Source organism: Pseudoalteromonas sp. 1181_04 (assembly GCF_052850545.1).
On the sequence record NZ_VXCS01000008.1, the window covers coordinates 19,564 to 33,093 of the forward strand.

Annotated in this window: 12 protein-coding genes; 4 read left to right on the plus strand and 8 right to left on the minus strand. The window is 43.3% G+C overall.

Annotated elements, in window-relative coordinates; all coding sequences use genetic code 11:
- Window positions 1–368 precede the first annotated feature (368 nt).
- From FW757_RS08050 to FW757_RS08085, 8 genes are all read right to left on the minus strand, one after another.
- The gene (locus FW757_RS08050; protein ID WP_182718993.1) at window positions 369–1,220 is read right to left on the minus strand and encodes an HDOD domain-containing protein; all 852 of its coding nucleotides are present in this window, start codon (window positions 1,218–1,220) and stop codon (window positions 369–371) included.
- A gap of 260 nt (window positions 1,221–1,480) precedes the next feature.
- Window positions 1,481–2,242: an SDR family oxidoreductase gene (locus FW757_RS08055; protein WP_182718994.1), complete on the minus strand. Its 762-nt coding sequence runs from the start codon at window positions 2,240–2,242 to the stop codon at window positions 1,481–1,483.
- A 3-nt stretch (window positions 2,243–2,245) separates the two neighbouring features.
- Complete coding sequence (gene mmsB / locus FW757_RS08060; RefSeq protein ID WP_145233289.1) at window positions 2,246–3,136, minus strand: 3-hydroxyisobutyrate dehydrogenase; 891 nt, start codon at window positions 3,134–3,136, stop codon at window positions 2,246–2,248.
- A gap of 4 nt (window positions 3,137–3,140) precedes the next feature.
- Window positions 3,141–4,286, minus strand: coding sequence for an enoyl-CoA hydratase/isomerase family protein (locus FW757_RS08065; RefSeq protein WP_446441083.1), 1,146 nt, complete (start codon window positions 4,284–4,286; stop codon window positions 3,141–3,143).
- Entirely contained in the window at window positions 4,286–5,065 is a 780-nt protein-coding gene (locus tag FW757_RS08070; protein WP_182831479.1) for an enoyl-CoA hydratase, read from the minus strand. Before FW757_RS08070 ends, FW757_RS08065 begins: the two co-directional genes overlap by 1 nt.
- Before the next feature lie 10 nt (window positions 5,066–5,075).
- Window positions 5,076–6,233: an acyl-CoA dehydrogenase family protein gene (locus tag FW757_RS08075; protein ID WP_145233281.1), complete on the minus strand. Its 1,158-nt coding sequence runs from the start codon at window positions 6,231–6,233 to the stop codon at window positions 5,076–5,078.
- Window positions 6,234–6,357: 124 nt separating this feature from the next.
- Entirely contained in the window at window positions 6,358–7,848 is a 1,491-nt protein-coding gene (locus tag FW757_RS08080) for a CoA-acylating methylmalonate-semialdehyde dehydrogenase (protein WP_145233279.1), read from the minus strand.
- 89 nt (window positions 7,849–7,937) lie between these two features.
- Window positions 7,938–9,119, minus strand: coding sequence for a thiolase family protein (locus tag FW757_RS08085; protein ID WP_182740123.1), 1,182 nt, complete (start codon window positions 9,117–9,119; stop codon window positions 7,938–7,940).
- A 329-nt stretch (window positions 9,120–9,448) separates the two neighbouring features.
- Here FW757_RS08085 and FW757_RS08090 point away from each other — a divergent pair, with 329 nt between their 5' ends.
- The 4 genes from FW757_RS08090 (at window position 9,449) to FW757_RS08105 (ending at window position 13,522) form a co-directional block, all read left to right on the plus strand.
- On the plus strand, window positions 9,449–9,883 hold the full coding sequence (locus FW757_RS08090) for a MerR family transcriptional regulator (protein WP_145233276.1): 435 nt from the start codon (window positions 9,449–9,451) through the stop codon (window positions 9,881–9,883).
- Window positions 9,884–9,946: 63 nt separating this feature from the next.
- Window positions 9,947–11,122, plus strand: coding sequence for an isovaleryl-CoA dehydrogenase (locus FW757_RS08095; protein ID WP_145233275.1), 1,176 nt, complete (start codon window positions 9,947–9,949; stop codon window positions 11,120–11,122).
- A gap of 11 nt (window positions 11,123–11,133) precedes the next feature.
- Window positions 11,134–12,741 carry a carboxyl transferase domain-containing protein gene (locus FW757_RS08100; RefSeq protein WP_145233274.1) on the plus strand — a complete coding sequence of 536 codons (1,608 nt, stop codon included), beginning with the start codon at window positions 11,134–11,136 and terminating at the stop codon, window positions 12,739–12,741.
- 10 nt (window positions 12,742–12,751) lie between these two features.
- Window positions 12,752–13,522, plus strand: a complete 771-nt coding sequence (locus FW757_RS08105) for an enoyl-CoA hydratase/isomerase family protein (protein ID WP_145233273.1) — start codon at window positions 12,752–12,754, stop codon at window positions 13,520–13,522.
- The last annotated feature ends 8 nt before the right edge of the window (window positions 13,523–13,530 follow it).

Genomic DNA, 13,530 nt, shown 5'->3' on the forward strand with positions numbered 1-13,530 from the left:
ATAACCTCCAGCCCCCACACCACCCATCATGCACTTTTTATTAAAATGAAGTGCAATGGGCGGGTCATCTCCCGTAATGAATATTGATCCAAATATCTCTCAGTGACACTAAACCTTGTGAATCTAAGTCATTGCCTAGCGCAATGTTAATTCCTTTTGTTTTCGAGCTTCAACGGTAAGCATATGGCTAACAACACCTAGTTTACTCAATGTTCCAGGGGAACAGCGGCTCAAGGTTATTAGGCTGCTCAGTAAGGTGCCCAAGCAAGTAGAAATATAGTGCTAAAAACTGGACTAACATTGGCACTAAACAATGACTGAGGCGAAAGCAAAAAACCTTAATTAACCATAAATAATGCTTAATGTAGTTATGATAAATTGTTTAAAAAATCAATAACGTCCTCTTGTAAGTCACAATACTCATCATCATTCAAATGCAGTACATCTAAGACTTTTGATTCTATAATACCCCATTGTGGTATAGGCAAGCCTCGTCTGACCATAGTCACTAAGTTTTCAGACATTTTCAAAATAGCAAAGCAGATTTGCTCATCTGTATCTGTCACCTCAGCAAGAATAGCTGCATTGTGGTGGTTGAGGATTAACTGACATATCTCTTTTGGTAAATGCCAACTATTAGCAAAATAATAGCCAACAACTGCATGGTTTGTTTTATATAAACGCTCTTCAATCTCAATAATAGTTTCTTTGTCTGTTTGATTAGCGCAGTGCAAAGCGGTTAAATAATTATCATATTTTATTGCCATAGGAGGCACACCACAATCATGAAAAAGCCCAAGCGTATACAAGGGCTCTATGGCTATCTGTTTTTTAAGACGCTGACCTATCATCATGTTTACATTAGCAATCTCTGTTGAAGTATCCCAAAATCTTTCTAAGCTAATACAGCTGTTATCGGTTGCAAACATTTCTTTTAATTTCAAGCCTTGTGCAAGCACATTGACTCCGTCCCAACCAAGAAACATCACGGCTTGTTTTATATCAGACACAGTACGAGATAAGCCATAAGCAGGAGAATTTATTATTTTTAGTATTGCTGATGAAATTGCTAAATCTTTTACCACTACCTTAGCGGCATCAGCAATAGGCGCATCGCCAGTTGCTATTAAATTTTGTAACTCAGTTAATATTTCAGGTTTAGGAGGAATAATAAAATTTCTATTTATATCTTTCAGTATCTGTTCGTTTATCTCAATCATGTATGTTTGATCCCTGAAGGTGCTTATCATTATAAGAACAAATAGATAATTAATAGTAGAAGTTCATCGCAACTATGACAACTAAAATAGGAAGCGCTAAATGAATTACAGCCCAAATAGTTAAGCTATTACTGACAAACAAAAAAGTACTGTACATACATACAGCACCACTTAAAGTGCTACTTTATTAATCAATTAAGCTATAAAACAAAAACGGCAAGCCGAGGCTTGCCGTTTTATTACACTTAAAAAAGGTTTACTTACAAACGAATACCGCCGTCAATCTCAACCACGCGACCGGTGAAGAAGTCGTTTTCGATAATATACTGCGCTGTGTGCGCAATTTCATCCGCTTCACCAAAGCGCCCTACGGGTGTTACTGCTAGCATACGCTGCTTGGCTTCTGGTTTCATAGCATCAGTCATATTAGTACGAATAACGCCTGGTGCAATGGCACCTACACGAATACCAAAACGGCCAAGTTCTTTTGCCCAACCAGTGGTCATTGCTACCACACCCGCTTTCGACGCAGCGTAGTTAGTTTGACCAATGTTACCTGCACGAGCAACACTCGACATATTAACTATCACGCCACCTTTACCCGATTCAATCATATGGCACGCAGCTTCACGCCCCGCTAAAAACACGCCGGTTAAGTTTACATCAATCACTGACTTAAATTGATCAAGGGCCATTTTAGCAACCACTTTGCCTTCTTTGGCTTTGATAAACATACCATCGCGTAAAATACCGGCATTATTTATCAATACACCAATATGACCAAAATCTGTATTGATGGAATTAAATGTATTTACCACCGCATCTTCATCAGTCACATTGGCAACATAGGCTTTTACAGTTACACCATGTTGGCTAAGCTCAGCAACTGCATCATCTAACAACGCTTGTTGCATATCAATTAACGCAATATTAGCACCAAGCGACGCAAGTTTATGCGCCATTGCAAATCCTAAGCCTTGCGCGCCACCGGTGATCACCACGGTATTATTTTTAATTTCCACCTGTTACTCCTTCGAGAATAATTTAAATATGGCGCTAAAGTCTTCGCTGCCCGCACCTTGGTGTTGCAACATGGTATAAAGGTTTTTAGCCATTGACCCCATCGGGGTTACTGAATTACTTTGCTGCGCGGCTTCCATCGCAAGACCTAGGTCTTTAGCCATTAAATCAACCATAAAGCCTGGTTTATAATCATTACTAGCCGGGGCTGTGGCCATCACACCTGGGCAAGGATTGTAAAGCTCAAGGGTCCAGTTACGACCAGAGCTGGCGGTCATAATGTCGCTCAGCACTTTTGCGTCAAGGCCATTATTTATACCCATTTGAATTGCTTCACTGGTTCCCGCCATTAAAATACTCAATAGCATGTTATTACAAATTTTTGCGACTTGTCCTGCGCCAATATCACCTGCATGAAAGATATTTTTACCCATATCAGCAAGCACCGGTTGGGCCTTAGCAAATTGCTCATCGCCACCACCGACGATAAAGGTCAGTGTACCTGCCGTTGCACCGGCAACACCACCGGATACCGGCGCGTCAACAAAGTCGATACCATGCTCACTAAGCTCAGCGCCTACGTCGCGTGCTGATGCTGCATCAATCGTTGAACAATCAATTACTAACGTTGACTTTGCTAAAATATGTACAAGTCCGGTATCACCTAAATAAAGTGACTTAACGTGCTTACTGGCCGGTAGCATGCTGATCAATACATCAACATCCGTTGCACAATGTTTAGCATCATCCGCGGCGATCGCGCCATTTTCAGCAAGTAGATTTACGACCGATCGGTTTAAATCAAACACCTTAACCTGATGACCCGCTTTAACTAAGTTGGCAGCCATTGGGCCACCCATGTTACCTAAACCAATAAAACCAATAGAAAGTGACATAACATTATCCTTGTGTAAGTTGTTTTAGTGGATGTGAGTCGTGATCCCAACGTTGAACAAAAAAACTCTCGACTAATTCATCAGGGATCTGTTCAAGCGTTTTAAACTGCCAATTAGGCGCGCCGTCTTTATCAATCAGTAACGCACGAATACCTTCTTGAAACTCGCCGACTTCACCACAGCGAACCGACATACCCAGTTCCATTTGAAAGCATTCGCCTAAACTTTTTCCTTTTGAACTGGCAAGTTGACGCTCAACTAAGGCGCAACTGAGCGGGCAACCATGCTTTAATGCTTTTTGCGCTCGGGTAAGCCACGTATCGTCAGTTTCTAGATTTAAGATATAATTTACTTTATCGCGTAGATCAGTAAGCTCACCCAATTTTTGAATGGTGGCTAAATGCGCCTTTACATTGCCTTTTGGCATACGCCCAGAAACATTATCAAGTTCGGTAAGTAAACTGGTCAGCTTCTCGTGATTCAATGAAGCCGTTTTACCCCACTTAATGCTGCACAATTGCTCAATCAGAGTGTCGTATTTATCCGCCTTGAGGTAGTGATCAGCTAATGCCACATACATTGCATCGTCACAATTAATAGACGCTGCAGTTAACCCCAAAAATAAGCCGACATGTTCAGGCATTTTATGTAGAAAATAACTGCCGCCTACATCTGGGTATAAACCAATTGTTAGCTCAGGCATAGCTATACGTGAGTTCTCAGTTACCACACGATGACTTGCACCCGCCATTAAGCCTAAACCGCCGCCCATCACAATACCATTACCCCAAACAAGGATCGGTTTATCATAACAATGAATGAGGTGGTCAAGGCGATATTCGTGAGCAAAGTAATCTTCTATTAGATTTGCCGGTTCACCGCTGTTCATAGCATTATGCAGGCTGACTACATCACCACCGGCACAAAATGCTTTATCCCCTGCCCCTTTAAGTATCACCATCGCTACATTACTGTCAGCCGCCCATGCGTTAAGTTGCGGCGCTAATAATTTGATCATCTCAAAATTAAGTGCATTTAACGATTTAGGGGAGTTGAGCGTGGCAAAACCAATGAGTGAACCGTTTGCAGCGCTCGCAGTTTCAAACACCACGGGCGCATCTGGTGAATTTAATTGCGTTAACTCAATCATTAGCCATTCACCCAATTTGCTTTGCGTTTTTCTAGGAAGGCATTCACCCCTTCTTGTTGATCTTGTGTATCAAACAAACCAATAAATAATTCACGTTCAAGCGGTAATACATGCGCCATTGGCTGAGTGCGGCCCTTTTGGATCAGGGTTTTACAGGCACTAACAGCAACAGGACTTTGATCTGCCACTTGAGTAGCTAATTTAAGTGCCACAGCAAGACTTTCGCCTTGTGGTACCACTTCTTCAACTAAGCCGATTTGTAGGGCTTTATCTGCTTTTAGACGCTCACCACATAAGATCATACGTTTAGCCCAGCCTTCACCAACTAACCATGCTAGGTTTTGCGTGCCACCCGCACACGGTAGTAAACCTACTTTGGCTTCTGGTAGTGCCATTTGTGCTTGCTCTTCTGCAATGCGAATATCACATGCTAACGCCACTTCTAGACCACCACCCATGGCATAGCCATTGATCGCGGCAATGGATACACCTCTAAATGCAGTTAATGCTTCAAATGCGTCACCAAATACTTGCGACATAGTCGCTGCTACGCCTTTATCGCCACCAGCAAATACATTTAAATCAGCACCAGCACTGAAGAATTTTTCACCTTCACCGGTGATCACTAAGGAGTAAACATTTTTATTGCCATTGAGCTCATTTACCATATTTTTTAAGGCAATTAACGTGTCTTTAGTCCAGGTATTCGCTGGCGGATTAGACATGGTTAAAATCGCTACGTGACCTTCAATGGTTAATTCAATACTTGGGTTTGACATTTCGCGCTCCTTATAGAATATCGGCTGCTGATTCAGCTAAAATACGGCGTGCAATAATCACCCGCATGATCTCGTTAGTACCTTCAAGAATTTGATGAACGCGCACATCACGAACGTGGCGCTCCAGTGGGTATTCTTTGATATAACCATAACCACCATGAATTTGTAGTGCGTCATTACACACAGTAAAACCGACATCAGTGGCAAAACGCTTTGCCATGGCGCAATAAGTAGTTTTTTCGCTGTCATTATTATCAAGTTTAAAAGCCGCTAAACGCACCATTTGACGCGCCGCAACAAGCTCGGTATTCATATCGGCAATTTTAAATTGCAGCGCTTGAAAAGCAGCCAACGGTTTACCAAATTGTGTGCGTTCTTTTAAGTATTCACGGGCTGTTTCAAGTGCCGCTTGGGCAGTGCCAATTGAACAAGTTGCAATATTAATACGCCCGCCATCAAGGCCTTGCATTGCAAACTTAAAGCCTTCACCTTCTTGACCTAATAAATTATGAGCAGGTATGCGTACATCTTCAAAACTAATTAGTCGTGTTGGCTGCGCATTCCAGCCCATTTTTTCTTCTGCTTTACCGTATTCAACGCCTTTGGCATCAGCCGGTACTACAAACGCAGAAATACCCGCCGCACCTTCACCGCCAGTACGCGCCATAACTACTAACACTTCGGTCTCGCCTGCGCCTGAGATAAACATTTTTGAGCCATTGATCACGTAATCATCGCCATCACGAACCGCTTTTGTTTTCAATGAGGCTGCATCGGAGCCTGAACCAGGCTCTGTTAAACAATAAGAAGCTAGTAGCTCACCCATAACAAGTTGATCACAATATTGAGCTTTTGTTTGCTCAGTACCAAAACTTGCAATCATCCAGGTCGCCATATTGTGAATGGTCAACATTGCGGTTGTAGCTGTACAACCCATCGCCAACTGTTCAAAAATAATACTTGAATCTAAGCGCGACAGGCCTAAACCGCCTGCTTCCTCTGGCGTATACAAACCACAGAAACCCAGTTCACCTGCAGCTTTAATGGTATCTTTTGGAAAAATATGTTCGCGGTCCCATTTTGCTGCATAAGGAGCCAGTGCTGATTCTGCGAATTGACGAGCTGTTTGAGCAAATGCTTGCTGATCTTCAGTTAAATTAAAGTCCATTGGAGACCTCTTGTTTATAATTGCGTTGTCAAATTAGATATTCGTGAAGAGCAACGAAGGCAATATTGTGTGTGAAATAGCCTTCGTGCCCCTCTTTTTTATTATGTGGAGTAAGTTAAATTAGTTATTTAAGATTAATGCTCATGTTTGGACCAGAGGCAATCTCGTCTTCAAACCAACGTGAAGTAATTGTTTTGGTCTCAGTATAAAAACGAATACCTTGCTTACCGTACGTATGCGTATCGCCATAGAATGAACCTTTCCAACCGGTGAACGAAAAGAATGGCAGTGGCACAGGAATTGGTACGTTAATACCCACTTGGCCGACTTCAATCTCATGTTGGAACTTACGCGCAACCGCACCACTTGAGGTGAATAACGACGTGCCATTCCCAAATGGAGAATCATTTATAAGCGCGATTGCTTCATCAAGCGAATCAACAAACATACACGCCAGTACTGGGCCAAAAATTTCTTCTTTGTATAAATCCATCTCAGTGGTGACGTCAGTAAATAAGGTAGGTCCTACCCAGTTACCTTTTTCATAGCCTGCAACAGTAAAATCAGAGCCATCAATTAAACACGTTGCACCTTGCTCTTTACCTTGTGCAATCAGTGACAAAATACGCGCTTTGGCTGCGGTCGATGTTTGCGGACCATAGGCTGCATCTTTGTCATCCCACACACCCGGGCGCACATTGGCAAAACCAGCTTTGATGTCTTCAACCCAGTCTTTCGCTTGGCCAACAAACACCGCCACTGAAATACCCATACAACGCTGACCCGCAGCACCAACAGAGGCACCAACAAGGTTATTAACTACATGTGAGCGACTTGCATCAGGCATGATCACCATGTGGTTTTTAGCACCGACACAGGCTTGTACACGTTTTAAATTAGCAGTGCCTTTAGAGTAAATGTATTCACCTACGCCACACGAGCCAACAAACGAAATTGCGCGTACTGCGGGATCTTCTAATAAGCGGTCAACTTGTACTTTAGTGCCATGAACAACTTGTAGTACACCTGCAGGTGCGCCGGCTTCAATGAACAGTTCAGCGAGTCGCATTGGCGTCAGCGGATCTTGCTCAGAGGGTTTTAAAATAAAGGTGTTACCACAGACAATCGCCAGTGGGAACATCCATAGTGGGATCATCGCTGGGAAGTTAAACGGCGTAATACCCGCGCACACACCCAGTGGTTGCATGTATGAGTAAGTATCGATTTTACGGGCCACGTTTTCCATGGTTTCGCCCATCATTAAAGATGGCGCATTAGCTGCTTGCTCAACCACTTCAATACCACGCCAAACATCGCCTTTGGCATCTTCAAAGGTTTTGCCTAATTCATGGCAAATAATGGTGGCTAGTTCATCGTGGTGCTCTTTTAAAAGTGCTGCATACTTCATCATAATGCGCGCACGTTCAGTAATTGGCACATCTTTCCAGCTTTTAAAGGTGTCTTTGGCTGATGCGATAGCCGCATCCATTTCAGCATCGGTAGCACACGGTACTTGTGCTAACACTTCTTGGTTTGCTGGATTAATAACGTCAATCAGTTGATCTGATGTTGATTGAACAAATTCGCCGTTGATCAGTAATGGTACTTGGTGCATAACGCACTCCTCCCCAGAGGGTAATAAATTAAGCCGCAGTAGTTATTGTTAAAAGAGCCTACGGCTGTAAGAGTTTAAATTTAACTAATTTATAGTGCTTCAACTGCCAGTGCGACCGCCTCGCCACCGCCAATACATAAAGACGCTACGCCTTTTTTCAGGCCACGATTTTTAAGAGCATGGATAAGTGTCACTAAAATACGTGCGCCGCTAGCACCAATTGGGTGGCCAAGTGCACAAGCACCACCATTAACATTCACTTTGCTGGCATCAAGTTTTAATTCATTAATCGCCAACATTGTTACCATGGCGAATGCTTCGTTAATTTCCCATAAGTCAACGTCGTCAGTTGTCCAGCCTGCTTTTGCAAGCAAACTATTCATTGCGCCAACAGGAGCAAGAGTAAACTCACTTGGTTTTTGAGAATGGGTACTGTGCGCAACAATACGACACAGTGGCGTAAGCCCTTGTGCTTTGGCGTGCGATTCACTCATTAAAATAAGGGCTGCGCCACCGTCTGAAATTGACGATGAATTAGCAGCAGTGATGGTGCCGTCTTTTTTAAACGCAGCACGCAAACCGGGAATTTTTTCTGGGCGCGCATTACCTGGTTGCTCGTCAATGCTGATGGTTACATCGCCCTTGCGAGAGCTAATAGTGTGCGGCGCAATTTCATTTACAAAATCGCCATTTGCAATCGCTGCATTGGCTTTGGTCAGTGAATTAAGTGCAAATTCATCCATTTGCTTGCGGCCAATACCGTATTCATCAGCCGTATCTTGAGCAAAACAGCCCATCGCTTTATTATCGTATGCGTCTTCTAGGCCATCACTCATCATGTGATCTTTAATTTCGCCATGGCCCATACGCATACCGCCACGCGCTTTAGGAATAAAATATGGCGAGTTAGTCATGCTTTCCATGCCACCTGCAACCGCGCTGTTAATTGAACCGGCTTTAATTAAATCATGTGCAAGCATGGCGGCCTTTAAACCTGAACCACATACTTTGTTGATGGTCGTAGCGCCAGTACTGCGCGCAAGACCTGCTTTTAACATTGCTTGACGTGCTGGCGCTTGACCTAAACCTGCCGGTAATACACAGCCCATGATCACTTCATCAATAGCTGTATCGCTTAATCCGGTGTCAGCAAGCGCACTGGCAATGGCTGTTGCACCTAACTCAGTGGCGGCTGCATCACTAAGGGCTCCCATAAAACCACCCATTGGGGTGCGTTTTGCTGCTACAATAACAACGGCTTCGGTAGTCATAAAAAAGGCTCCATTTTATAATTGGCTATATTCATATGCAGAGATTAGCCAAACACTGTAATTTATAATCTGCTTATGAGCATACATAATATTTACGTTTACGCCAACGTAAATCTAAAATCAAGGTTTTTGCGCCCAACGAAAGTGTAAACATATCTTTATTTTGCTGTAGCCTAATACAAACAGCGCCCCTGCAAGCTGCATTAATACAGGTTACACCTGCTATTTATGGCTTTAGGTTATTAGTCTAAAGTATAAGTTCTACAATCCACTTTACCTTTACGTAAACTTCACTTATATTGGAGTTATTCGAATGAGGTAAAAACACTATGAATCAAGATAATCAAACAAACTTTGCAAGTTCAGCCGCCGAACCGGCAAGCAATGAACAAACCTTTAGTATCAGTGAACTGGCTAAAGAGTTTGATATAACCACCCGCTCAATTCGCTTTTATGAAGATCAGGGCTTAATTTCACCTGAGCGTAATGGCCAAACCCGTATTTATTCAAAACGCGATAAAGTGCGTTTAAAACTTATTTTACGTGGCAAGCGGTTAGGTTTTACCTTAGCTGAAACAGGCCGTTTGTTTGAACTTTATGATGCCGATAAATCCAGCGCTAAACAGTTAGTGACTATGCTTGACTTAATTTCAGATAAAAAAGCTGATCTAAGCCAACAAATGGATGACATTAAAGTTGTCTTGATGGAATTAGTAACCGCAGAGCGTCGTTGTCGCGACACCTTAAATCAATTAGATGAATAACTAGCTTTAAACAATAACGATTAAATGACTATTCATTAACAGTCTCTCACACAGGAATGAATCATGAGCACTATTTCACTATATAAAGAAATGAACTTTGGCCTTGGCGAAACCGCAGATATGATCCGCGATCATGTAAACAGTTTTGCTAGCCAAGAAATTGCCCCTTTAGCTGAAAAAACCGATCTTGATAATGCGTTTCCTAATCAGCTTTGGCCACAACTTGGCGAAATGGGCTTACTAGGTATGACCGTACCCGAAGAGCTCGGTGGTGCCGGTCTTGGTTACCTTGAACACGTAATCGCAATGGAAGAAATTAGCCGAGCGAGTGCCTCTATCGGCCTAAGTTACGGTGCTCATTCTAACCTGTGTGTTAATCAAATTAATCGCAATGGCACGCAAGCACAAAAAGAAAAATACTTACCTAAATTAATTAGTGGTGAGCACATTGGTGCCCTTGCCATGAGTGAGCCAAACGCAGGCTCTGACGTAGTATCAATGAAACTTAAAGCCGAGAAAAAAGGCGATAAGTACATTTTAAACGGTAATAAAATGTGGATCACCAATGGTCCAGATGCGCATACTTTAGTGATCTATGCTAAAACTGATTTAACCGCTGGCGCTAAAGGCATCACCGCATTTATTGTTGAGAGTAATTTCCCTGGTTTTTCTACCGCCCAAAAACTCGACAAACTCGGGATGCGCGGCTCAAATACCTGTGAATTAGTGTTCGAAAACTGTGAAGTACCAGAAGAGAATATTCTTGGCAATTTAAACGAAGGCGTTAAGGTACTAATGAGTGGCCTTGATTATGAACGTGTTGTGCTAGCGGCAGGCCCGCTGGGGATCATGCAAGCCTGTATGGATATTGTAGTACCGTATATTCATGAACGTAAGCAGTTTGATACACCGATTGGTCAATTTCAGCTGATACAAGGCAAAGTAGCCGACATGTATACACAAATGAATGCAGCCCGCTCTTATGTATACACTGTTGCGCGTTCATGTGATCGCGGTGAAACGACCCGTAAAGATGCCGCAGGCGCAATTTTATATGCGGCAGAGCTGGCAACTAAAATGGCACTTGATGCTATTCAAATTCTCGGTGGTAACGGTTATATCAACGAATACGCCACTGGCCGCCTATTGCGTGACGCTAAGCTTTATGAAATTGGTGCCGGTACCTCGGAAATTCGTCGCATGCTAATTGGTCGCGAATTATTTACTGAAAGCCGTTAAGGATAAGCGCTATGACTATTTTAAAATCAAGCGTCAACCCTCACGACCCGCAGTTTTTGCAAAATCATAAAAATATGGCGGCACTGGTTGATGATTTACGCGATAAAGTAAGCGAGATCAGCCAAGGTGGTGGCGTAGCGTTAATAGAACGCCATGAAAGCCGTGGTAAAATGTTCGTGCGTGAACGCATTAGTACCTTACTTGACGAAGGTTCACCATTTTTAGAGATTTCACAATTTGCAGCCTTTGGTGTTTATGAGCAAGCGATTCCTTGTGCCGGTGTAGTTGCTGGTATTGGCCGTGTTAAAGGCGTTGAATGTATGATCATCGCCAATGATGCGACAGTTAAGGGCGGCACCTATTTTCCACTAACCGTTAAAAAACATTTACGCGCACAAGATATTGCCGAGCGGTGTCACCTACCGTGTATATATTTGGTTGATTCAGGTGGTGCCAACCTACCTGAGCAAGATGATGTATTTCCTGACAAACTGCACTTTGGTCGTATTTTTTATAATCAAGCGCGTATGTCGGGCAAAGGCATTCCACAAATTGCAGTCGTTATGGGTTTATGTACCGCAGGTGGCGCGTACGTGCCTGCAATGGCCGACGAAAGCATCATTGTAAAAGAGCAAGGCACAATATTTTTAGCCGGCCCACCGCTGGTAAAAGCGGCTACAGGTGAAGAGGTAACCGCAGAAGAACTTGGCGGCGCTGATGTCCACTGTAAAACATCAGGGGTTGCCGATCATTACGCTGAAAATGACGCTCATGCGTTATCAATTGCTCGCCAATGTATTGAACGAATTAATTATCAACGCCCTACTTCGCCAATATTAGAGCAAGTAAAAGCACCGCGTTATGATATTAACGAATTATACGGCATTGTTGGCACCGATCTTAAAAAGCCATTTGATGTTCGCGAAGTGATTGCACGTACCGTGGATGACTCTTCGTTTGATGAGTTTAAACGTTACTTTGGCGATACTTTAGTGACTGGGTTTGCGAAAATCTATGGTCATCCGGTTGGGATTGTTGCTAACAATGGCATTTTGTTTAGTGAGTCAGCTCAAAAAGGCGCGCACTTTATACAGCTGTGCGCACAACGAAATATTCCACTGGTGTTTTTACAAAATATTACCGGCTTTATGGTAGGTAAAAAATACGAAGCCGAAGGCATTGCTAAACACGGCGCTAAAATGGTGATGGCTGTTTCGTGTGCTGATGTTCCAAAATTTACCGTATTAATTGGCGGCTCTTATGGCGCAGGTAACTATGGCATGTGTGGTCGTGCGTTTGAACCGACTATGATGTGGATGTGGCCTAATGCGCGTATTTCTGTGATGGGCGGCGAACAAGCAGCAGGCGTTATGGCGCAAGTTAAGCAAGATGGTTTAGCCCGCAAAGGCCAAAGCATGACTGATCAGCAAATCAGCGAGTTTAAACAGCCGATTATCGAGCAATATGAGCAACAAGGTCATCCATACTATGCCAGCGCCCGTTTGTGGGATGACGGTATCATCGATCCAGCAGATACCCGAAGTGTGCTAGGTTTAGCTCTCAGTGCTGCAGCCAATGCACCAAAACGTGATTCGCAATTCGGCGTATTTAGAATGTAAGGACGTGAGTATGTCAGTAACACTACAAATAACTAAATCAAATGTGGCTGTACTCGTTTTAAGTCGCCCTGAAAAGCGCAATGCCTTTAACGAGCAAGTGATCCAAGAACTTATTCAATGTATAGAGCATGCTAATAGCTTAAATGTACGCGCCCTTGTTTTAAAAACTGAGGGAGAGCATTTCTCTGCAGGGGCTGATCTTAATTGGATGAAGTCCATGGCAAACAATGACTTCAGTGAGAATCTTGCGGATTCAAAACAACTTGCCAAATTAATGCATGTATTAGCCAGCAGCCCACTGCCAACGGTATGTGCTGTGCAAGGCGCGGCATTTGGCGGCGCACTGGGCTTAATTGCCTGTTGTGACATAGCCATATGCCAAGACAATGCACAGTTTTGTTTAAGCGAAGTAAAACTTGGCCTTATTCCAGCTGTAATCAGCCCGTATGTGATCAGAGCCATTGGCGAGCGCGCTGCACGTCGTTATTTTTTAACCGCTGAGATTTTTGATGCCCACACAGCCAAGCAATTAGGCTTAATTCATCAAGTAACCGGTAAACTTGAATGCGCGCTTGATCAACTACTCGAAACACTGATCAACAACGGCCCTGTCGCGGTTCGCGCAGCAAAACAATTGATCAACGATGTAGCTGGCCATGATATTAATGAACAAATCATAAATTTAACCGCAGAGCGTATCGCCAAAATTCGCGTATCTGAAGAAGGTCAAGAAGGGTTATCTGCCTTTTTTGAAAAACGCCCACCAAATTGGCAAAAATAGGGATCACC